The organism is Rhodococcus sp. RCBS9, from assembly GCF_029457415.1.
GTDB classification, from domain to species: domain Bacteria; phylum Actinomycetota; class Actinomycetes; order Mycobacteriales; family Mycobacteriaceae; genus Rhodococcus_F; species Rhodococcus_F qingshengii.
In genome coordinates, this window is the sequence record NZ_CP120422.1 from 877946 (window position 1) to 900259 (window position 22314).

Genomic DNA, 22314 nt, shown 5'->3' on the forward strand with positions numbered 1-22314 from the left:
TTCATGCGTGTACTAACCCTCGCCGTTCTGGCCTGCCTTGCTGTGGCCGGATGCTCCGTCGGGGCCCAGACCACGGGGCCGGTTGCCGCACCGAATCCGATGGCGGCCAACGAAGCAAGTCCCGCCGACTGGTCGCTCGGAACCCCCGTTCCCGACGAGGTCGACGACAGCGAGATGGGCACGGAGTTCGACAGCCGCACCGACATCGTGGGTGCGACGGCCACCATGTTCGAATCGTGGTCCGAGGTCGACGATCACACGGTGGCCGTCCACTTCGTGACCGGCACTCCGGAGTGCTACGGCGCGTACGCAACCGTCGAAGAGACCGATACGACGGTGATCGTCACGCTCCGAACCGGAGCATTGCCGGAGGCCGCGGACAAGATGTGCATCTTGGTTGCCGTGTTCGGCAGCCTGGACGTTCCGCTGAGCCGACCGCTCGGCGATCGTCACGTCATCAACGGCTAGCTGCGCGCCTAAACGGCACAAGTTCGACGATCGAACACGCCGTTTCGTCAGGTGTGGTGTGCGTCTCCTCGGGACAGACTGAAAACCGACACCCGTTCACTCGCTCGTCGGCAGCTTTCGACTCGAGCGGTGCTCAACATGAAGGAGCTCGCAAGTGCCTACTCTCCAGAGAGACGTTGCAATCGTCGGCGCCGGCCCCTCTGGCCTGGCAGCTGCAACCGCGCTGCGCAAGGCCGGTTTGACCGTCGCTGTAATCGAAGCGCGCGACCGCGTCGGCGGCCGCACGTGGACCGACACCATCGACGGAGCAGTTCTGGAAATCGGCGGCCAGTGGGTCTCCCCCGACCAGACCGCGCTGATCTCCTTGCTCGACGAACTCGGCCTGAAAACTTTCGAGCGCTACCGCGAGGGCGAGTCCGTCTACATCTCGTCGGCAGGTGAGCGGACGCAGTACACGGGTGATTCCTTCCCCACGAACGACACCACGAAGAAGGAGATGGACCGTCTCATCGACGAGATGGACGATCTCGCAGCACAGATCGGCGCCGAGGAACCGTGGGCACATCCCCTCGCCCGCGATCTCGACACAGTCTCCTTCAAGCAGTGGCTGATCAATCAGTCCGACGACGCCGAGGCACGTGACAACATCGGCCTCTTCATCGCCGGTGGCATGCTCACCAAGCCCGCCCACTCGTTCTCTGCCCTGCAGGCCGTACTCATGGCCGCTTCCGCAGGTTCGTTCTCCCACCTTGTCGACGAGGACTTCATTCTCGACAAGCGAGTGATCGGCGGAATGCAGCAGGTATCGATCCGCATGGCAGAGGCCCTCGGCGACGACGTCTTCCTCAACGCACCCGTGCGTACGGTGCAGTGGAACGAATCCGGTGCAACGGTGTTGGCGGACGGCGATGTTCGCGTCGAGGCAAGCCGAGTGATCCTGGCCGTACCGCCCAACCTCTACTCCCGGATCTCGTACGATCCCCCGCTGCCGCGTCGTCAGCACCAGATGCACCAGCACCAGTCCCTCGGCCTCGTCATCAAGGTTCACGCGGTGTACGAGACGCCTTTCTGGCGCGAAGACGGCCTCTCCGGCACCGGCTTCGGCGCGTCCGAGGTAGTGCAGGAGGTGTACGACAACACCAACCACGAGGACGATCGCGGCACCCTGGTCGCTTTCGTCTCCGACGAGAAGGCCGACGCGATGTTCGAGCTTTCCGTCGAGGAGCGTAAGGCCACGATTCTGGCCTCACTTGCCCGCTATCTCGGCCCGAAGGCCGAAGAGCCGGTTGTGTACTACGAATCCGACTGGGGCTCGGAGGAATGGACCCGCGGTGCGTACGCAGCGAGCTTCGACCTCGGAGGCCTGCACCGCTACGGCGCGGATTCCCGCACGCCCGTCGGCCCGATTCACTTCTCGTGCTCCGACATTGCGGCCGAGGGGTACCAGCACGTCGACGGTGCCGTTCGGATGGGTCAGCGAACCGCAGCCGACATCATCGCTCGCAGCAAGGCCTGACGGCCGCTTTGCCAAGTCTCGATCATTGCCCGGCAGTCACGATTGCCGGGCAATGATCGAGAGCAGTAGTTCGGCCCGAACCCTGGCCACTTCCAGCCGACAGTCGATCAGGCTCTCCACCTTCGCCATTCGGCTCCGCAGTGTGTGCCGGTGAACGCCCATCGTGATGGCGGCCGCTTCCCAGTGTCCGTTGGCCTCGAGAAATGCCCGCAGCGACGCCAGCAGTTCGGTGCCGTTGTCACGGTCGTAGTCCTCGATCGGTGTGATCATCGTTTCCGCCAGCGTGTTGAGCACTTCACGCGTCGAATCGAAAGACAGCAGCACACTTCCGGTCAGAGCTGCGAATTCCAAAGGCTCGCCACCGATTTCCGCCGCCGACGCACACAGCTGGGACTGTTCGACGGCGACCGCCAGCGCAGCGACCACCCGTCGCGCGCTCAAGCCGACACGAAGCGCGCGAAGATCCGACCTCGATACCCCGCCGAGCAACTCTCGGGCGAACTCGACGTCGTCGGTTCCACGCAGCAGCACCGTGACGCGAGTGTCGTTGATCCGCGAGAACAACTGCCGCCCCGCCTTGTTCATGAACTCGGCAATCTCGGCTCCGACGCGTCCCGCTACGTCGGACGTGTCGGCAAGAACTGTCAATCCTCGGATCATTCCCTCACCGTCGGCGGCCTGCCTGATCTGTTGCCACGCCGGCGCCGGGTCGCGATCCTCGGTGAGCAGCAGCCCGAGGGCGTGCGAATTCAACTGATCCTGAGTAGCACGCAGACGCGCGGGTTTCTCGAAGTCCAACGCCAACAACGAGTTCGCGTGACCGAGCAGTATCTGATCGACGTAGCTGAGCGCCGAAGCACTGATCACCGCCAGGTATCCGTACGGCGTTCGCCCGACGCTGATCTGCTGCACCGCGATCGACGCTCCAGACCTTGCGAGCGTCACGCTACTAGAGGCACCGCCCCCGAGAGTTGCTCGCAGTTCGTCGATCACGTCGTCCGTCGGCAGTTGAGGTGAGCTCTCGAGAACTCTTCCGGCGACGTCGAGAAGAAGCACCGTCGCCGAGGTTGCGATCGCCAGTTCACGCACGGTCGCAGCCGTTCCGCCGGAAATGACGGCACGCGTCATCCGCGGTTGCGCCCGCGACGCCCGGAGGACAGCTTCATATTCCTGCTCTGCCAACCGGCTCATCACACGCTTGACGACGGCAGCAAAAGGCGTCGGCAGCGGCACCTCGATCAGCGGGAGTCCGATCTCGTCGGCGACGGCCACCAGATCGGCCGGGACCTCGGGGTACGAGAGCCCGGTTCCGAATCCCACCGCCGCCACACCTGCCGCGTCGAGCATTCGGAGATAGCGGCCGCGCTTTTGCTGAGTGGACGGCAATCGGATGCCGGTGGTGAGGATGAATTCGCCGCCGGTCAACCACCGGAAAGGGTCGAGCAACTCCGTGGCGTGCGCAAATGTGATTTCGCGACCGACGCCCTGGGCGCCGCCTTTGAGTTCCAGCGCGAGGTCCGGCTGCGCCAACATCCACCGCACAGCGATCGTCATGGGCTGGACTGTACAACTCGGCGCGTCGGCGATCAAAGATTTCACCTTTTTGGCAGCTGCCTTTACTTGTGAGTCAGCGCACACTTGCTCACACACGCCCCACAAAGTGCGAGTTCCGTGCTGATCACCTCGGCCGGAACTCGTTCGACCTCGAGAGGAACCGGTACCGATGTCGATCGTCGTACTCGAGAACTACATCAACGGTGAATTCGTCGCCTCAGCCGCGACGGAAACACTCGACCTGATCAACCCCGTGGACGAGAGTGTGGTCGGGCGTACGCCGGTCTCCACGAAGGAAGACGTCGACGCCGCCGTCGAAGCCGCACAGAGAGCATTCGAGACCTGGGGCAAGACGACGCCGAGCGTGCGGCAGGCTGCACTCCTCAAGCTCGCCGACGCCATCGAAGCGCACAGCGACGAAATCGTCGCAGCCGAAAGCGCCAACACCGGCCAGGCCCACCAGATGATCGCCGACGAAGAGGTCAAGGTCGGAGCCGATCAGATGCGGTTCTTCGCCGGAGCCGCACGACTTCTCGAGGGCAAGGCGGCCGGAGAGTACATGGAGGGTTTCACCTCCTACGTCCGTCGTGAACCGATCGGCGTCGTCGGCCAGGTCACTCCCTGGAACTACCCGTTCATGATGGCGCTGTGGAAGATCGGGCCCGCCCTCGCGGCCGGCAACACGATCGTCCTCAAGCCCAGCGACACCACACCGGGCAGCACGCTGGTCCTGGCGAAGCTCTCGAAGGGCATCCTGCCGGACGGTGTGTTCAACGTCGTGCTCGGCAACGGCGGAACCGGCGCGACGTTGGTGGAGAACCCGGCCCTCGGTCTCGTCTCGATCACCGGTTCGGTGCGGGCAGGCATCGCTGTCGCCGTGTCCGCAGCACAGCAGCTCAAGCGCGCGCACCTCGAACTGGGCGGCAAAGCGCCGGCGATCGTCTTCGGCGACGTCGACATCGAGAAGACCGCCACCGGCATCGCCGAGGCAGCGTTCTTCAACGGCGGCCAGGATTGCACCGCGGCCACTCGCGTGATCGTTCACGAGTCCATCCACGATCAGCTCGTCGAAGCCCTCGTCCGGAACGCCGAGAAGCTGCGCCCCGGAGCGCCTTCCGATCCTGATGCCTTCTACGGCCCGCTCAACAACATCAATCACTTCAACGCCGTGAGCGACAAGATCGCGAACCTGCCGGCGTCGGCCAAGATCGTTACCGGCGGAAAGCGTTCGGGCGAAACCGGATTCTTCTTCGAGCCGACCGTCATCACCGGCGTCGCGCAATCGGACGACATCGTGCAGGAAGAGACTTTCGGTCCTATCCTCACAGTCCAGAGCTTCTCCGACGAGAAGGAGGCGATCACGCTTGCCAACGACGTTCGGTTCGGCCTGGCCTCGAGCATCTGGACCAAGGATCACGGTGTCACGCAACGCGTCTCCGCTGCTCTCGACTTCGGTGCGGTGTGGATCAACTGCCACATCCCGCTCGTCGCCGAAATGCCGCACGGCGGCTTCAAGTATTCCGGTTACGGCAAGGATCTCTCGGCCTACGGAGTCGAGGACTACACCCGTCTCAAGCACGTCATGAGTTCGCACGACTGAGTCGCCGCCCCTCCTGCTGTGCGCCTTTATCAACCCCCCGCGGTTAATAAAGGCGCACAGCAGATTCCTCCGATCCGGAAAAGAGCCACCATGCGCCTTATCGTCGGATACCTCGCCACACCCAGCGGTAAAGACGGGCTGGTCCTCGGGGCCCAGCTCGCGCGCAGTCTCGGCGCGCAACTCGACATCTGCATGGTCCTCCCACCGGATCGGACACTGCCGGCCAAGGTTCCCTCGGAAGCCGGCTACGACGACATCCTCGCCGCGCGTGCCCACGAATGGCTCGCCGAGGCGAAAGCGTCGGTGCCCGAGGACATCCAGGTGGAAGTACACCTGAGCTTCCACGAGTCGTTCGCTCAGGGCCTGCTCGACGAAGTGGACCGACTGAATGCGCTCGCGATCGTGGTGGGAGCTTCCGGCGACGGTCTGCTCGGCCGTCACGCGATAGGTTCGGTCTCGACCGAACTGCTTCACTCCGCCCACGTCCCGGTAGCACTGGCGCCTCGCGGAACGCGGCACTCGGCGGCCACTGCGATACGAGAGGTCACCTGTGCACTCGGCACCCGTGTCGGCGCCGACATCGTCTTGAACACCGCCGTGCGCGCCAGCGAACTGATGCAGGTTCCGCTGCGACTGGTCTCACTGGTAGCGCTCGACCCCCAGAACGATCTGCGCGATCATCGCGACACCGCCGAGTCGGCCAGGGAGCGTGCACGAAATCACGCTCAGGACACACTCGACGTCGCAAGAGCCGCGCTCCCCGCGGAGTTCCCCATCGAGGTCATCATCGCCGACGGGTCCACCGTGGAATCGGCAGTGCGTCAACTGGACTGGCAGGACGGCGATCTCGTGATGGTCGGCTCAAGTCGCCTCGCCCAGCCCCGCAAACTTTTCCTGGGCTCGACCGCCGCCAAGATGCTGCGCGTACTGCCCGTACCCATGGTCGTAGTGCCCAAGCACGAATTCACCCAGCCGGAGGCACTGTCATGACCAGCACCGAACTGAGTTCCAAAGGCCTCGCCACCGGCAAGATCGGCATGATCTCCGGCGCGGTGCTCGGAATCTCCTCCGTGGCACCGGGTTACACCCTGACGGCCAGCATCGGATTGATCGTCGCTGCGGTCGGTCTCAAGATGCCCGCCATCTTCATCGCCGGCTTCATCCCGATGTTCCTCACCGCGTACGCGTACCGCGAACTGAACTCCGACACTCCTGACTGCGGAGCGTCATTCACGTGGTCCACCAAGGCATTCGGACCGTACGTCGGCTGGATGTGCGGCTGGGGCATGGTGATCGCCACCATCATCGTGCTCTCGAACCTCGCTGCGATTGCCGTCGACTTCTTCTATCTGTTCATCGCGCGGGTGGCCGACAATCCCTCCATCGCCGATCTGCCGGGCAATAAATTCGTCAACGTCGGCACCACACTGGTGTTCATCGCGTTGGCCACCTGGATTGCCAGTCGGGGAATCACTACCAGCGAGCGCGTACAGTTCGCGCTCGTCGGCTTCCAGATGGTGCTGCTGGTCGTCTTCGCCGTCGTTGCACTGGTTCACGTCGGCGCCGGCGACGCCCCGGCCGGATTGTCCTTCGACCTGAGTTGGTTCAACCCGTTCAGCGGACTCGCCATCGGTGCGTTTGTCATCGGACTCACCGGATCGATCTTCGCGTTCTGGGGCTGGGATACCTGTCTCACGCTGGGCGAGGAGTCGAAGAACCCCAAGAAGACCCCCGGCCGCGCCGGTTTGCTCTGTGTCGCAACCATTCTCCTTACCTACCTGCTGGTCGCCGTTGCCGCGATGATGTACGCCGGCGTCGGCGAGGAAGGCCTCGGCCTCGGCAATCCCGACAACTCCGAGAACGTCTTCGGCGCTCTGGCCGACCCGGTCCTGGGCAACTGGGGCGGAATGCTTCTGTTCCTCGCGGTCTTCGTCTCTTCAGTCGCCAGCCTGCAGACCACGTTCCTGCCCGCGGCACGAACCATGCTCGCCATGGGTGCATACGGAGCTTTCCCCAAGAAGCTCGCCGAGGTCTCGCCTCGGTTCCTGGTGCCGTCGTACGCGACCGTCGTGGCAGGCGCGGTAACCGCAGTGTTCTACAGCGTCGTCACGTTCCTGTCCGAAAGTGCTCTGCTCGACACGATCGCCGCACTCGGCATCATGATCTGCTGGTACTACGGCATCACCGCATTCGCGTGCGTGTGGTACTTCCGCAAGACGCTTTTCGAGAGCGTACGAAACTTCGTCTTTCGGCTCGCGTTCCCACTCATCGGTGGCCTCATGCTGCTTGCGGTGTTCGTCATTTCGGTCCAGGAGAGTATGAATCCGGACAATGCCAGCGGAGCATCCATCGGCGGAATCGGCCTGGTCTTCTTCCTCGGCTTCGGAATCCTCATCCTCGGCGCGGTCCTGATGATGGTCATGCGAGTGCGCAATCCCGAGTTCTTCGAGGGCAAGACCCTCAACCGCGACACGGAGGCTCTGCGCGACGAGAACGACCTCAGCGTGTCCTAGGAGACAATAGATTCGGGGGCCTGCGCGATCAGGCCCGCCATCAACACGCGCAAGCCGAATTCGAAGGCGGCGTCGGCACGTTCGGGATTTTTCCCGGATGTTGCCAACGCCGCCTTCATCGCGTCGTTGGCTTCGGGTCCCGACGCCCACTGGACGTCCGGCGCCGCCAGGTCCAAGGCCGAACCGAGAACAAAACTGTCGACGGTCGTGATCGCGTGCAGTGTTTCGGTCGGGTCGAAGCCACCATCGGCAAATGCCTGCGCCAATGCGTTGTACAGAGTGAACGCCACACCGGCCTGCACCGTCTGGGCCGTGAAGAGCGGAATCAGACGAGGATGCGCGGCGTAGCTTCGCCGGTACTCGGCTGCCAGCGCCGCGACGGTCTCACTCCAGGTCCCCGAGGCCGACTCGACGTCGATTCCTGCCATCAGCTGAGCCCTCATCAGTTCGACGATCTCGGCTCGTCCGGAAACGTGATTGTAGAGCGAGGACGGTCGAACCTTCAGTCTTGCGGCGAGTCCCGGCATGGTGAAGTCGCCGGATTCGTCCACCGACTCGATCGCTGCCTCGGTGATGATCGCCGGTGAGAGCAGTCGTTGCGATGGCCGCGGCATATGTCCTCCTGTAGTGATCCACACCGTTCGGGGCGCTGCAAAAAACAATTCCTCGAAAGTCCTTGATCAATCAACGCTCACCCACCATACTTAACGAATCACATTCGTTTTACGTTGAACGTCGAATACCCGAGCACCGAGGAAACCCCATGCTGACGATCACCGCCCTCACCCCACCCGAGTCACCGGCCGCGACTTCGCCGTCCACGTCCACTCCTCTGCGTGTAGGTCTCGTCCAGCATCGCTGGCACGAGGACCAAGACGACCTCCACGCTGAATTGAGCGAAGCCATTGCGTCCGCAGCGAAGCTGGGCGCTTCCGTGGTCTTTCTTCCGGAGCTGACGCTCAGCCGCTACCCCGCCTCCACCCCGGCCGGCGACAATCCCGGACGCGCGGCGGAAGACCTGCTCACCGGACCCACTTTCGCCTTCGCCACCAAGGCCGCCGCGGAGAACCAGGTTCTCGTTCACGCGTCGTTGTACGAGCGCAGCGACGCCGAGGACGGCCTGGGCTTCAACACCGCGATCCTGGTCTCGCCCGGGGGTGAACTTCTCGGTCGTACCCGCAAGCTCCACATTCCGGTGACGGCCGGGTACTACGAGGACACGTACTTTCGCGGCGGTCCGTCCGAGGACGCATACCCCGTTCACGAGGCACTCGGCGCCAAGTTCGGACTCCCGACATGCTGGGACGAGTGGTTCCCCGAGGTCGCACGTGCATACTCCCTCGCCGGTGCCCAGGTCCTGGTGTACCCGACGGCGATCGGCTCGGAACCCGATCACCCGAACTTCGACACCCAACCGCTGTGGCAGCAAGTGATCGTCGGAAACGGTATCGCCAACGGCACTTTCATGGTTGTCCCCAATCGCCACGGCAGTGAAGGTCTCATCACCTTCTACGGTTCGTCGTTCATCTCGGACCCGTACGGACGCATCCTCGTTCAGGCTCCGCGCGACGAATCAGCCGTCCTGGTCGCAGATCTCGACCTGCAGCACCGTGAAGACTGGCTTGCGCTGTTCCCGTTCCTGGCCACTCGCCGACCCGACACCTACTCGGCCCTGACCGCACCGGTGAACACTGCAGGAGCCAACCGATGACCTGGCGCATGCCCGCGGAAAGTGAACCGCACGAACGTACCTGGATGGCGTACCCGAGCGCCGGATACTCTCTCGGGGACACCGCGGAAGAACATCACGAAGCGCGCTCGACGTGGGCGGCCGTCGCCCACGCCGTCGCCGAATTCGAGCCGGTCACCGTCGTCGTCGATCCCGCCGAAGTCGAAGAAGCACGAAAGTACCTGTCCGAGAAGGTCGACATCGTCGAGGCACCTCTCAACGACGCGTGGATGCGCGACATCGGGCCGACGTTCGTCCTGTCCGACGAAGGCCGTCTCGGCGGAGTCGACTGGGTGTTCAACGGCTGGGGTGCACAGGATTGGGCGCAGTGGGACAAGGACTCGAAGATCGGCGCGTTTGTCGTCGAACAATCCGGTGCCCAGTTGATCGACTCACCAATCGTCAACGAGGGCGGCGGTATTGCGGTCGACGGTCTCGGCACCGTCTTGGTCACCGAAACCGTCCAACTCGATCCGGGGCGAAACCCCGACCTGACGAAGGCCGACATCGAGGCCGAACTCGCCCGCACCATCGGCGCCAAGCACGTGATCTGGCTTCCCCGCGGGTTGACCCGCGATCAGGAGACCTACGGAACGCGCGGACACGTCGACATCGTCGCTGCCATCTCTTCCCCCGGAGTGGTACTCGTCCATGACCAACGCAATCCGGTGCACCCTGACTACGCCGTCAGCAAGACGATCATCGAGTTGTTCGAAAGCTCGACGGACGTCGGCGGCCGGCCGTGGAAGGTCATTCGGGTACCCGCTCCCGAAATCCTGCGCGACGACGCGGGATTCGTCGACTACAGCTACATCAACCATCTCGTGGTCAATCGCGGAGTGATCGCCTGCAGCTTCGACGATCCGGCCGACGCCGAAGCGGCCCGGATCCTTGCGGCCGCCTACCCCGGGCGCACCGTCGTCACCGTCGACGCCAGACCGCTGTTCGAACGTGGCGGCGGCATCCACTGCATCACCCAGCACCAGCCCGCTGAACAAGACTGACGGCGGCAGAATTAACGGCGACCTCGCATGTAGTCACTCACGACCGCGGCGCCGAGGCCGTCCAGGTCCGGTGCGATGACGCGTCCACCCACCCGGTGCGCCATCCGGTCGACCACCCTGGCCAGACCTGGATCCTCACCGAGGCGGAAGAATGTGACCTTGGCGCCCAGCCTGGCCACGGCGTCGAGTGCTCGAACCGTCAAACCGAGGGTTCGCGCACTCGGCGGGTAGTCGAACCTGGCTTCTCCGTCCGCTTCGAGATGAGCCGTCGGCTCACCGTCGGTGACGATCAGTACCACCGGCTGTGCGTTGGAGTGGCGTCGAAGATGCCTGGCCGCCAACAACAGTGCGTGGTGCAGGTTGGTTCCCTGGTCCCACGCGCCGTCCAAACCAGCGAGCTCCGACGGGCTCAGCACGTGCGCGTGGCGTCCGAAGGCGATCAACTGGAGTTCGTCGCTGCGAAATCGCGTACTCACCAGATGATTGAGTGCCAGAGCGGTGCGCTTCATCGGCACCCAGCGATCTTCCATCACCATCGAGAACGACGTGTCCACCAGGAGAGCAACCGCAGCCTGACTGCGCTGTTCGGTTTCGGCCACCTCGACATCGACGACGCTCAGCCGCACCGGCATTCGGCCCGGGTCACGCAGGACGGCGTTGGTGATGGTTCTCGTGACGTCCCACGGTTCCGTGTCCCCGAATTCCCATTCGCGGGACGCTCCGGTCGGTTCACCCATCGCACCGGCCCGACGCGTATCGCGTTGACCGGTTCGTGACGACAGTTGCCCGGCGACATCGCGCAGAGCAGTCTGTCCGAGCTGTCGCATGGCTTTGGGCGACAAGCGCCATTGACCATCCGGTGCACGATCGAAGAAACCCTGTTCCTGCAAAGCCTTTTCGAGATCGGCCAGGGTGCGAGCATCAGCGGCGGCTTCGTCGCCGAGTTGCCGCGCGAGTAGCTCGGGGTCGATGTCGTCGAGCGCCGCGCCCGCGTATTGCTGCGACAGTTGATCCGCCAAGGATTCCAGCTCGGCGATGTCCTGCAGGGCACCGGTCCCCTCACCCAACCCCATTCCGTTGTCGCCGCGGAACTGTTGCGAACCTTCCCAGTCCTCACCCGGCCGAGCCGCCTGAAGGAACTGGTCGAGTTGACTCAGCTCACTCATCAGGCTCGGATCGCCGAACGCCTGCTGCGCCAACGCATCCAACTCGTCACGCTGCTCCTGCGAGAGCGAGTTACGCAATCGTTGTGCGGCCGCCGCGCGCTGCGCCAACGAATCCAGAAGTTCCTCGACGTTGCGCGGGTTGTCCGGGAAATACTGCCCGTGCTTGTCCATGAACTCCGCGAACTGCTCCGCAGTGTCGACGCCGCGAGAGTGCGCGTCGAGCAGTTGATTCAGATCAGCCAGCATCTGGCGTATCTGCTCACGATCCTCGTCGGTGGCGCCCTCGAGTGCCTGCTTCATTCCCGAGAAGCGTTGATCGAGAACCTCACGTCCGAGCAGATCACGAATCTTCTCGTAATCCGCGCGAGCCTGTTCGCTGCGCCAGTTGTAGTCGGCCAGATCTTGCACGGCCTGAGCTGTCGACGGCGGTAACTCCTCGATCCGCATTTCGTTGAATCGTGCGTCGTCGTCGAGAGCACGTGCCAGTTCTTTGCGCTCTTCGAGCACCGCCTTGTCGAGAAGCTTACGAACCTCGTCGAGCGTTCCGTCGAGATTGTTGCGGCGTAGCAACTCACGTCGGCGCCGGTTCGCCTGGGCAGCAAGGTCGTCGAGCCCGCGCATGTCCCGGTTGCCTCGGCGCAGGAGCTCTCGGAGGGCATGGCGCGGCGACGTGCCCGACAACACGTCGTCGCCGATTGCTGCCAGGGCCTCGCGCAGATCCACGGGAGGCGCGAGCGGATCGGGACCGCCGTCGTAAGGCCCGTACCGCGGATTGTGGATCATCACTGCCCCTTACGAATATACCGAGCGGCCGCCCGGGCCTTGATCTTTGGAGATCCGGCGCGCGAGGTAAAGCCCTTCGAGGGCAAGTTCGGCACCGGCGGCACGCTCGCCGTCGGATTGCGCACCGAGACGTTCGGCTACTTCGTCCAGGACCTCGAGGTCCGGAAGCTCGTCGAGAAATGCCTTGGCCGTGACAGATTCACCGGTGACGATCGTGTTGCCCATCTCCACCGCAGCAACCAGCATCCCCAGGTCGATCCCGCCGAGACGTACCCGAACCGTATCGGCGGTCGCGCGACGCAGCAGGTGCTCGAGCACCTCCAGTTCCCGTCCCTCTTCACCGGATTCGAACTCGACCTTGCCGCGAAGAACCTCGACCACGGACTCGAGATCGACGGGCCGTGCAACAGGATCGGCTTCGCCGAGCACCGCTGCCCGTCGTACCGCGGCGGCACTGACGGTTTCCGCGCCGGCGACGGCAAAGCGTGCCGACACACCCGATCGCTGATCCACCGAGGTGGATTCGCGGAGCAGGCGAGTGAATCTGGCAAGAATTTCGAGAAGGTAGTCGGGCACCTCCGCGGCCAGGTGCGCCTCCTGCTCGATCACCGCGATCTCGCCCGCCAACTCGACGGGGTAGTGAGTACGGATCTCGGCGCCGAAGCGGTCCTTGAGTGGTGTGATGATGCGCCCGCGGTTGGTGTAGTCCTCGGGGTTGGCGCTCGCGACCAGAAGAACGTCCAACGGAAGCCGAAGCGTGTACCCGCGGACCTGGATGTCCCGCTCTTCCATCACGTTGAGCAAAGAGACCTGGATGCGTTCGGCGAGGTCGGGGAGCTCGTTGATGGCCACGATTCCGCGATGCGCGCGAGGCACGAGGCCGAAGTGAATGGTCTCCGGATCGCCGAGGCTCCGGCCTTCGGCAACCTTGACCGGATCGACGTCGCCGATCAGGTCGGCGACCGAGGTATCCGGCGTCGCCAACTTCTCGGAGTACCGCTCGCTGCGGTGGCGCCAGGCGATCGGGAGGTCGTCGCCCAGTTCCTTGGCTCGACGTATCGAAGCCGGGGTGATCGGCTCGTACGGGTGCTCCCCCAGTTCCGAGCCTTCGATGACGGGCGTCCACTCGTCGAGCAGGAGCCCGAGAGTGCGAAGCAGCCTCGTCTTTCCCTGACCTCGTTCGCCGAGCAGAACCACGTCGTGGCCGGCGATCAGCGCCCGCTCGAGTTGCGGGGCGACCGTGTCCTCGAACCCGACTATCCCGGGCCAGGGGTCACGGCCGTCCCGCAACGCGGCGAGAAGATTCTCTCGTAGTTCTTCCTTGACACTTCGCTGTACGTGTCCGGAGGCGCGTAGCTCTCCGAGGGTTTTTGCGACAGTCACCACTCCACGCTACGAGTGTTTTCGGGGTTTCGCCTCTCGCCGAGGAAGTTCGGTCGCTCAGCCCTCGATGTTCTCGGGATTCATCCAGATGATTTCCCAGATGTGGCCGTCGGGATCCTGGAAGCTGCGGCTGTACATGAAGCCGTGATCCTGCGTCGCGTTACCTTCGGAACCGCCGGTCGCGAGCGCCTTGTCGACGAGGGCGTCGACGGCCTCACGGGTCTCGGCCGAGAGACCGAGCAGCGCTTCCGTCGACGTCGAGGTGTCGGCGATGCCCTTGGTGGTGAAGGTCTTGAAGAAGGGCTCGGCCAACAGCATCACGACGATGGTGTCACTGATGACCATCGACGACGCATTCTCGTCGGAGAACTGCGTGTTCTTGGAGTATCCGAGGCCCTCGTAGAAGGTGGTGGCCTTGCCGAGGTCCTTGACGGGCAGGTTGAGGAAGAACATCGGCTGCGGGTTTGTCGCCATGAAAGGTCCTTTCCGAGACTTTGCTGTGCGCCTTTATTAACCGCCGGCGGTTAATAAAGGCGCACAGTAGACCTAAACTCCACCCATGGATACCTGGGTGTTGCCGGCCATGCTCGGCCTCGGACTCGCCGCAGCGTCCGGAATGCGAACCTTCCTGCCCCTGCTGATGCTCAGCGCTGCCGTCCACTTCGAACTGTTCGGGATCACCGTCGGTGAGTCGATGCGGTGGATCGGATCGACCGGCGCGCTGGTGGCATTGGCAATCGCCGCGGTGGTCGAACTGGGTGCCGACCTCATTCCGTTCGTGGACAACGCACTCTCGGTGATCGGGAACGTCACGGGGCCGATCGCCGGAGTGCTCGCGGCCTGGGCGGCCTTCAGCCATCTCGACCCTGCGATGGCCGCGTTGGCGGGCATCATCGTCGGAGCGCCGACGGCGTTGACGTTCAGCGCCGCGCAGACCGGCACTCGCGCGGTCAGTACGGCCACTACCGGTGGGCTGGCAAATCCCGTCGTTTCCGTCATCGAGGATGTGCTGACTTTCTTCACTTCCTTGATCGCGATGATCTTGCCGCTCCTGATCATTCCCCTGCTCGCCGCGCTCTTGTGGTTCAGCTGGCGTGGCTGGCGTCGTGTCCGGAGTCTGCGCACCGCCTGACCGCACCGACCTGGTAGACAAGTCGTCATGTCCGACACCGAGATCTCGTTCCAATCCGGCGACGTCACCCTGTACGGGAGTCTTCGCCTGGCCGCCTCACCCGACGCCCCTGCCCCGGCCGCGCTGATTCTGGCCGGCAGCGGCCCCACCGATCGCAACGGCGACAGCGCCCTCCTCGAAGGCGACATCGGAACTCTGCGGTTCATCGCGGATCTTCTTGAAAATCAAGGCATTTCAAGCCTGCGTTACGACAAGCTCGGCAGCGGCGAAACCGCCCTCGGCGACTACGAGATCGAGGACATCGCCGATCTCGGCTTCAACACTTTTGTCGACGCCGCCTCCGACGGACTGGACTACCTCGCCGGGCAACCCGGTGTCGATCCCGAGCGCTTGTTCGTGGTCGGACACAGCGACGGCGCCGTAGTCGCACTGGCTCTCGCCACCGCGAAGGAGGGCGCCAGAGTCAGTGCCCTCGCACTGCTCGAGCCACTGAGCGTCAGACTTCTCGATCTACTCACGACGCAGATTCACCGCCAGCTCGACGCCGTCGTCGGTGCCGGTCAGTTGCCAGTCGAACTGGCTGACGAACTGCGCGTCGCGCTCGCCGACGCCGTCGAGTCCCTTCGATCCGAGGGCACAGTTCCGGACGATCTACCCGAACCGCTGCAGAATGCAGGACTCGTCCACGCCAACGCCAAAGCACTCGCCGAGGAAGACGCATTGGACCCGGTTGCACTCGTGACGGGGCTGCCGGCGGGCATGCCCGTTCTCACCAGTTGCTCGGAAAAGGACATCCAAGTCACTCCCGCCGATGTCGCGGCACTCGACGTCGCGCTCTCGCATACCGCTCTGACTTCCGTGCGGATGCGCAACGCCAACTTCGTACTCAAGGACATCGGCGACGAACAGTCCACCGGTGCCGACTACGTCGCGCCGCTTCCGTACTCGGCAGAGTTCTCGGAGCCCTTCACAGCGTGGGTCCGTTCGTTCTCCTGATCACGTACAGACCGAACGTCCTCTTTTTCAGGTAGAAAGTTCCCTCCGCGAACCATCGCGGAGGGAATTCTGCTTTCTACGCCTGACCTGCAATGAAGACTCTTTCAATCCGGCGAACCTGGGGACAGAAGTCACCCGGAGTTTACGTTCGCGGCGCTTTTTATTGGTGCGAACCCTCGATCCGTGCTGTACGGTCATCCATTAACCAGCAACGCCACACAGAAAGGAACGGACATCATGTCGCTACACCCGCACGTCGTATCCGTACCTTCGTGGCGCAGCTGCACCGCAGACAAGCACATTTTTTCGGCCGCAATGTCGGCCAAGCACATGGGCAACAAGCGCGGTGTACCCCGAGAATGATCCCCAGTTTCACCGGATTCGTTCTCGGGCACCCAGGGCAAACGCCTCGGGTGCCTTTTCTTTTACCTTTCACACGCAGGAGCACCACATGAAACTTCGAGTCAACCAACTGTCCATCGCGCCGCCGTATGTCGATCTGCCCGGTGACCTCACCGGATACGCCGTCACCCTGGATCTTTCACACTCCGATGCGGCCCACGAAGCTACCCTCGGCGCATTGATCAGCGAGATCCGCAGTCGCGGAGCCTCACGCGTCGTCATCACCGGCTCACCGCGCGAACTCCAGGGCACCCACAGCAGCGCCGCCTGAAAGACCCGGGCGGCCTGAATGCAGAACGGGCCCCGAACTCCCGTTGAGGAGTCGAGGCCCGCTACCGACGTAGGAGTCAGTGCGCGAAGTGGCGCGCACCGGTCAGATAGAGAGTGACACCGGCTTCCTTGGCTGCGGCAATCACTTCGTTGTCGCGAACCGAACCACCCGGCTGCACAACAGCCTTGACGCCGGCGTTGAGCAGCACCTGCAGACCGTCAGGGAACGGGAAGAACGCGTCCGAAGCTGCAACCGAACCTACGACGCGGTCACCGGCTCGCTGAACAGCAAGATGCGCTGCATCGACGCGGTTGACCTGGCCCATACCGACGCCGACGGACGCGCCGCCGGAGGCCAGCAGGATCGCGTTTGACTTCACCGAACGGCTGGCGCGCCAAGCAAATTCGAGGTCTGCGAGAGTCTCGGCATCGGCAGCCTCACCGTTGGCGAGAGTCCAGTTGGCCGGGTTGTCGCCGTCAGCGTCCAGAACGTCGCGCTGCTGGAGCAAGGTACCGCCGGAGATCGGACGCAGTTCGATTCCGGTAGCGGTCGGAGCGGCAGCCTTCAGAACACGAATGTTCTTCTTACGCTGCAGAACCTCGACGGCCCCGTCTTCGTACGAGGGCGCGATGACAACCTCGGTGAAGATATCGGCGATCTGCTCTGCCAGTTCGACGGTGACCTCACGGTTGGCTGCGATGACACCACCGAAAGCACTGACCGGATCGCAAGCATGCGCCTTGCGGTGGGCGTCGGCGATGTCGGTGCCGATGGCGATGCCACACGGGTTGGCGTGCTTGATGATTGCGACGGCCGGATCAGTGAAGTCGTACGCTGCGCGCCACGCTGCGTCGGAGTCCGTGTAGTTGTTGTACGACATCTCCTTGCCGTGCAACTGCTCCGCCTGAGCCAAACCTGCAGGCGCAGCCGGGTTTTCGTACAGCGCGGCGTCCTGGTGCGGGTTCTCGCCGTAGCGAAGAACAGCGCTGCGGTTCCAGGTCGCACCGACCCAGGCCGGGAACAGCGAACCGTCCTCGTCAGCGGCGATCGTGCTCGTCATCCAGCTCGCAACCGCGACGTCGTACGACGCAGTGTGCTGGAAAGCCTGCGCTGCAAGCACAGTGCGCTCACGCAAGGTGAATCCGCCACCGGCAACGGCAGTCAGGACGTCGGCGTACCGAGCCGGATCGACCACGACGGCAACCGACGGATGGTTCTTGGCTGCAGCACGCACCATCGACGGGCCGCCGATGTCGATCTGCTCGACGCACTCGTCCGGGCTAGCGCCCGAGGCAACCGTCTCGGTGAAGGGGTACAGGTTCACGACCACCAATTCGAAGGTCGCGATGCCGAGTTCCTCGAGCTGAGCGAGGTGATCCGGCTTGCGGGTATCGGCGAGAACGCCGGCGTGGACGCGCGGATGCAGCGTCTTCACACGGCCTTCGAGGCATTCCGGGAATCCGGTCAGAGCCTCGACCGGGGTCACGGGGATTCCGGCGTCGGCGATCTTCGACGCGGTCGAACCGGTCGAGACCAACTCGACACCGGCCTCGTGCAGGCCCGTGGCCAGCTCGATCAGACCACTCTTGTCGTAGACGCTGACAAGTGCACGGCGCACAGCCTTGCGTTCACTCACTGGGGATCACGGCCTTTCGTCCATCGGAAACCACTCCGCGCGTAGCAACAGCGGCGATGACGTCCGCCAACAACCGTCGCTCCACAATTTTGATGCGTTCATGCAACGAAGACTCGGTGTCGTCGTCATGCACCGGCACAGCTTCCTGCGCCAAGATCGGCCCGGTATCAACTCCGCCGTCGACGAGATGCACCGTGGAACCGGTGACCTTCACGCCGTACGCCAGAGCGTCGGGAACCGCGTGCGCGCCGGGAAAGGCAGGCAGCAACGCGGGATGAGTGTTGATGATTCGGCCGCCGAAACGCTCGAGAAAGCTGGGGCCGAGGATTTTCATGAAGCCTGCGCTGACCACGAGATCGGGTTCGTACTCGGCCACTGCTGCTGTCAGCGCCTCGTCCCAGGCGGCACGATTTTCGTAGGTCTTGATCGAGACCTTGAAGGACGGGATCTTCGAATCCGCAGCGTGCTCGGCGGCGAGGCAGTCACGATCTACACCGACGGCAACGATCTCGGCGGGGTATCCCTCGGCATGCGAAGCGTCGATCAGCGAAGTCAGCAGGGTTCCAGCGCCGGAAGCGAGTACGACTACCCGCGCGACCGAGTCGCGAAATTGGACCCTGTCGGGCATTGTCGGCTGCGGATTGTCGGCCGAGGCAGTCAGCGCACTACTCCTGAGAACTGGAAGATGATGCGGCCGGAGTATCGGCCGCATGACAGCCTAGTCGCTGGACTCCTGCGGCTTCGAGGGCAGGTCGGTCTCCGGCTCGGCCCCGGCTGTGGGGTCCGCCTCGGGTGCCGCGACAACCTCCGCGTCGACTACTTCGATCTCGACGGTTTCCTCTGTCACTACCTGCACGGGTTCGCCTGATTCTTCGACAATTTCGGCTTCGACGACCTTGGTCACTACCACCGCAGATTCCTGGGCGAGCACTTCGTCGGCGTTTTCGTCGTCCTCGCCATCCGTTGTGGCCGCGGCCGTGATCGCAAGTTCGGGCTCGGATGCTCGAGCCGGTTCAGCCGTCGGCGGCGCAACCTCGTCCTTCATGTGTCCGCGGTGTGAGAACCACATCGCGAACAGCGCCGAGACGGTTCCGAACAATCCCAGCCACGCAAAAGTCAGAAGACCGAAGCCCCACCACAGGACCTCGACGGTGCCGAACTGCCCGAGGTCTCCCCCCGCAGCAAGGGCAAGCAGAGCCATGACGACGCCGGCACCGGCAGCTGCCGTCAGCACTGCGAGCACACTGTCCTGCCCGGCGATGCGTCGAGCGCAATCACGGCCGAGCATCACACCCACCGCAGCCGGAACGACCAACAGCACCGGCCAGATTCCGCCGGCGACGCCTTCCGGAACCGCTCCGAGAAGGGGCAAGGGTGGCAGATCTCCACCGATGTTGCCGAACACGCTGATGGAGACGTTTCCGAAATCGGCCGTCGATCCCGTCATCACCGCGGCTGCACCGACCACGAGGTTCGGCAGGTAGAGCAGCGACAACACCGTCAATCCCAGCACGCCGACAAACCCGTTGCCTCGTGCGAGTAGGTCACCGACCGTCGACCACGACACGAGTAGCGACACCACAACGGCCACGGCGCCCGCAGCCAGCAGCGCTGCCGACGCAGCCGCGGCCGGACGAACAGCGGCAGATGCCCACGGCGGAATCTCGGCGACGACGCGATCCCAGTGCGCAGCAGTAACACCGACGGACGCGGCGATCAGGTGAATCCCGGCGACCCAGCCGAAAGCGGCCAACGTGTTGGGGCTCGACAGCGGAATTGCCGCGGAGGCGTCGGCGACAACGGCGAGAGCGATTGCCGTGATAGTCAACGGTCCGGCTACCGCCGCCCCCACCAGGCGGAGGGTGTCGTCACGGGAGTCGGTGTGCACCGCAGTCGACGCGCATCGGCGTGCGACCACCCACATCATGACCGCCGTTGGAAGCAGTGGCAGTACACCGAGTTGGACGCCGCTGATAGTCGCCGGCACCTGGTGGATGACCAACCATGTAGTGGCAATGGCGCCGAAGGTTCCGGTCAGATCGCTGCTCGCCGATACCAAAGTGACCACGACGACAGCCGCGATCAGCAGCATCGTCAGGCCCGACGGTCGGAAGGCGACGGTCAGCAGCTTGCGCGCCAGGTCCGGGTTCGGTCCCGGGCGACCGCCGCCGACGCGGCCGCTGCCAGTACGACCACGTCCGGGTCGTGAGGACGTGGGACGGGACCGGGTGCCATCAATCAAAGAACTCATCCCCTCGAGGGTTTCACTCGACAGTGCGCCGCGCACTCAGGCGCGCCGTCGGGCTCACGGAATGTGGCCTCCACCCGCAGCGGGTCGGAGGCCACATTCATGTTCGTGAAACGAAGAAGTACTACTGCTGACGCTCGTCGGGGTTCTGCGAGCCGAAGACCTTGGTCTCGGCCGCGGAATCGCTGCTGCCCTGGTCAGGTTCCGCAGACGGCGTCGGCGCTTCGAAGGTAGGCGGCTCGAAGCCCGTCGGCTGCTCGGTCGAGCCAGTCTGCTGCTGGTTGTACGGCTGGCCGTAACCGCGTGGAGCGGTGAACTGATCCGACGAGTAACTCGGGTTCGGCTGGCCACCGGGCTGAGAGGTCAGCGGATAGTAAGACGACGTCGTCGCGGCCGACGAGTCGGTCTGTCCGGGATTCTGCACAGGGTTCTGACCGTAGGGAGGCGCAGTCTGGCCGTAAGGCTGCGAAGCGGTCGGGTCTGTGGGGGCGGCGTGCGCTCCCCCGTATCCCTGCTGCTGCGCCTGCCCGTACTGCGGATTCTGCTGGTACTGGCCCGGCTGCTGAGCCTGCTGAGGCTGGCCGTACTGAGCCTGTCCGTATCCCTGTGGCTGACCTGGCGCCTGCCCCGGCGCCTGGCCGTAAGGCTGCTGCTGACCGTACTGCTGAGCTACCGGTCGGGGCGCGGGCGCCTTCAGGATTCCGATCTCGAACAACAACGCGGCGACTGCGACGACGGTCTGCACGAACGAGAGGATCAGCACGATGATCAGGCCCCAACCGAGGCTGATGTCGACGTAGTCGCTGGTACCGACGGAGAACGCGGCGAACACCAAAGCGAAGAAACCCGTGAGGGTGAGCGCTGCGGCAATGCCTGCATACGACTGCTTCGGGAGCAGCGAGACGCCTGCGACCACACCGCCGGCGAAAACGAATCCGAGGCCGTAGATGCTCGATTCGAAGAAACTCGAACTGGTATCCAGGCCGCTACCGATGCCGCTGCTGCTTCCACTGATCGACGTGAAGGGCGCAAAACCGAGCAGGAAATTGATCAGGCCGAGTGCCGCGACGGCGATGAGCAGGATGAATCCGAGATTCTTGGTTCCACCGCCCGCTGCCGGCTGATTCGGTGGCCCGAAGCTGGGCCCTTGCGGCGTGAACGTCATGACTTCTCCTCGTAGACGGTCTTCGATGGTTACCAGCGTATGTGTCTCGACTTCGCACGCTAACACCGACAGGAGACAATGGGCAGATGCCCTTCACCCTCGCGCCCGGCGCCGACCACGTCGTCGAAACCGAGGTGAAGCACTCACGATTCATCGCCGCGCTTCACCGGGTAGACGACGCCGAAGCCGCCACGGAGTTCGTCGCGGAGCAGAAATCGCTGTATCCCGATGCGCGCCATCATTGTTCGGCTTTCGTGATCGGATACGAGGCGAACTCACGCGTCGAACGTGCACACGACGACGGTGAACCGGGCGGCACTGCCGGGGTGCCGATGCTTCAGGTTCTCAAGTCTCGAGATCTGGTCGATGTGATTGTTGTCGTCACGCGCTATTTCGGCGGAATCAAGCTCGGCGCCGGTGGATTGGTCCGCGCGTATTCGGGAGCGGTCTCGGTGGCTCTCGATTCGGCCGAGCTTGTGGCCAGGGAGAGAAAGGTCCTGCGCACTTTGGCGATCCGGCACTCAGAGGCCGGTCGGGTGGAAGCGGAGCTGAGAGCGCGGGGCGTCTCGGTGCTCGGAACTACGTATGGATCGAAGGCGGTGATGACGCTCGCCGCCGGTGACGCCGACGATCTCGATTCGATCGTCGCATCCATCACATCCGGTGCGGGGCAGTTGGAACCTGCCGGGTCGATGTGGGTCGATACCACTGTGCGTGGTTAAGGAGTCCGGAGACTCCCTAACCACGC

The 22314-nt window shown here is 63.8% G+C and carries 20 protein-coding genes; 11 read left to right on the top strand and 9 right to left on the bottom strand.

Annotated features, from left to right (window positions below):
• Positions 1 to 3 precede the first annotated feature (3 nt).
• Complete coding sequence (locus P0M12_RS04120) at positions 4 to 468, top strand: hypothetical protein (protein WP_007727550.1); 465 nt, start codon at positions 4 to 6, stop codon at positions 466 to 468.
• Positions 469 to 622: 154 nt separating this feature from the next.
• Positions 623 to 1984: an NAD(P)/FAD-dependent oxidoreductase gene (locus P0M12_RS04125; protein WP_050656887.1), complete on the top strand. Its 1362-nt coding sequence runs from the start codon at positions 623 to 625 to the stop codon at positions 1982 to 1984.
• A gap of 36 nt (positions 1985 to 2020) precedes the next feature.
• On the opposite strand, the gene P0M12_RS04130 is transcribed toward P0M12_RS04125, so the two are convergent.
• On the bottom strand, positions 2021 to 3538 hold the full coding sequence (locus P0M12_RS04130) for a PucR family transcriptional regulator (protein WP_003946355.1): 1518 nt from the start codon (positions 3536 to 3538) through the stop codon (positions 2021 to 2023).
• Between the two features lie 169 nt (positions 3539 to 3707).
• Here P0M12_RS04130 and P0M12_RS04135 point away from each other — a divergent pair, with 169 nt between their 5' ends.
• From P0M12_RS04135 to P0M12_RS04145, 3 genes are all read left to right on the top strand, one after another.
• Positions 3708 to 5138: a gamma-aminobutyraldehyde dehydrogenase gene (locus P0M12_RS04135; protein ID WP_003946421.1), complete on the top strand. Its 1431-nt coding sequence runs from the start codon at positions 3708 to 3710 to the stop codon at positions 5136 to 5138.
• Positions 5139 to 5228: 90 nt separating this feature from the next.
• On the top strand, positions 5229 to 6128 hold the full coding sequence (locus tag P0M12_RS04140; RefSeq protein WP_277377464.1) for a universal stress protein: 900 nt from the start codon (positions 5229 to 5231) through the stop codon (positions 6126 to 6128).
• Entirely contained in the window at positions 6125 to 7651 is a 1527-nt protein-coding gene (locus P0M12_RS04145) for an APC family permease (RefSeq protein ID WP_003946397.1), read from the top strand. The genes P0M12_RS04140 and P0M12_RS04145 overlap by 4 nt, the downstream gene beginning before the upstream one ends.
• Here the strand turns inward: P0M12_RS04145 and P0M12_RS04150 are convergent.
• Positions 7648 to 8265 carry a TetR/AcrR family transcriptional regulator C-terminal domain-containing protein gene (locus tag P0M12_RS04150; RefSeq protein ID WP_054781942.1) on the bottom strand — a complete coding sequence of 206 codons (618 nt, stop codon included), beginning with the start codon at positions 8263 to 8265 and terminating at the stop codon, positions 7648 to 7650. The two genes, P0M12_RS04145 and P0M12_RS04150, sit on opposite strands and share 4 nt — an antisense overlap.
• Positions 8266 to 8414: 149 nt before the next feature.
• On the opposite strand from P0M12_RS04150, the gene P0M12_RS04155 reads away from it, so the two are divergent.
• Positions 8415 to 9362, top strand: a complete 948-nt coding sequence (locus P0M12_RS04155; protein WP_073512729.1) for a nitrilase-related carbon-nitrogen hydrolase — start codon at positions 8415 to 8417, stop codon at positions 9360 to 9362.
• Entirely contained in the window at positions 9359 to 10384 is a 1026-nt protein-coding gene (locus P0M12_RS04160; protein WP_277377465.1) for an agmatine deiminase family protein, read from the top strand. The genes P0M12_RS04155 and P0M12_RS04160 overlap by 4 nt, the downstream gene beginning before the upstream one ends.
• Positions 10385 to 10395: 11 nt before the next feature.
• On the opposite strand, the gene P0M12_RS04165 is transcribed toward P0M12_RS04160, so the two are convergent.
• The 3 genes from P0M12_RS04165 to P0M12_RS04175 are packed head-to-tail and all read right to left on the bottom strand — an operon-like array spanning position 10396 to position 14190.
• Positions 10396 to 12333 (bottom strand): VWA domain-containing protein, encoded by a 1938-nt coding sequence (locus P0M12_RS04165; protein ID WP_058226066.1) that lies wholly within the window; start codon positions 12331 to 12333, stop codon positions 10396 to 10398.
• Between the two features lie 9 nt (positions 12334 to 12342).
• A complete protein-coding gene (locus P0M12_RS04170; protein ID WP_102999408.1) occupies positions 12343 to 13719 on the bottom strand; it encodes an ATP-binding protein in 1377 nt (458 codons plus the stop codon).
• A 54-nt stretch (positions 13720 to 13773) separates the two neighbouring features.
• A complete protein-coding gene (locus tag P0M12_RS04175; RefSeq protein WP_007727590.1) occupies positions 13774 to 14190 on the bottom strand; it encodes a VOC family protein in 417 nt (138 codons plus the stop codon).
• Positions 14191 to 14275: 85 nt separating this feature from the next.
• Here P0M12_RS04175 and P0M12_RS04180 point away from each other — a divergent pair, with 85 nt between their 5' ends.
• The 3 genes from P0M12_RS04180 (at position 14276) to P0M12_RS04190 (ending at position 16517) form a co-directional block, all read left to right on the top strand.
• A complete protein-coding gene (locus P0M12_RS04180) occupies positions 14276 to 14848 on the top strand; it encodes a DUF4126 domain-containing protein (protein ID WP_277377466.1) in 573 nt (190 codons plus the stop codon).
• Positions 14849 to 14875: 27 nt separating this feature from the next.
• A complete protein-coding gene (locus P0M12_RS04185) occupies positions 14876 to 15844 on the top strand; it encodes an alpha/beta hydrolase (RefSeq protein ID WP_277377467.1) in 969 nt (322 codons plus the stop codon).
• Positions 15845 to 16295: 451 nt separating this feature from the next.
• Positions 16296 to 16517: a hypothetical protein gene (locus P0M12_RS04190; protein WP_003946391.1), complete on the top strand. Its 222-nt coding sequence runs from the start codon at positions 16296 to 16298 to the stop codon at positions 16515 to 16517.
• 76 nt (positions 16518 to 16593) lie between these two features.
• Here P0M12_RS04190 and purH read toward each other — a convergent pair whose 3' ends face one another.
• The 4 genes from purH to P0M12_RS04210 all read right to left on the bottom strand — a co-directional run bounded on the left by purH (position 16594) and on the right by P0M12_RS04210 (position 21566).
• Complete coding sequence (purH, locus tag P0M12_RS04195; protein ID WP_003946407.1) at positions 16594 to 18153, bottom strand: bifunctional phosphoribosylaminoimidazolecarboxamide formyltransferase/IMP cyclohydrolase; 1560 nt, start codon at positions 18151 to 18153, stop codon at positions 16594 to 16596.
• Positions 18146 to 18781, bottom strand: a complete 636-nt coding sequence (gene purN / locus P0M12_RS04200; protein WP_050655578.1) for a phosphoribosylglycinamide formyltransferase — start codon at positions 18779 to 18781, stop codon at positions 18146 to 18148. The genes purH and purN overlap by 8 nt, the downstream gene beginning before the upstream one ends.
• 90 nt (positions 18782 to 18871) lie before the next feature.
• Positions 18872 to 20404, bottom strand: coding sequence for a DUF6350 family protein (locus tag P0M12_RS04205; RefSeq protein ID WP_277377468.1), 1533 nt, complete (start codon positions 20402 to 20404; stop codon positions 18872 to 18874).
• A gap of 121 nt (positions 20405 to 20525) precedes the next feature.
• Positions 20526 to 21566, bottom strand: coding sequence for a DUF5336 domain-containing protein (locus P0M12_RS04210; protein ID WP_030534877.1), 1041 nt, complete (start codon positions 21564 to 21566; stop codon positions 20526 to 20528).
• A gap of 86 nt (positions 21567 to 21652) precedes the next feature.
• Between P0M12_RS04210 and P0M12_RS04215 the strand changes: the two genes are divergently transcribed.
• A complete protein-coding gene (locus P0M12_RS04215; protein WP_003946418.1) occupies positions 21653 to 22288 on the top strand; it encodes a YigZ family protein in 636 nt (211 codons plus the stop codon).
• Positions 22289 to 22314: the final 26 nt, after the last annotated feature.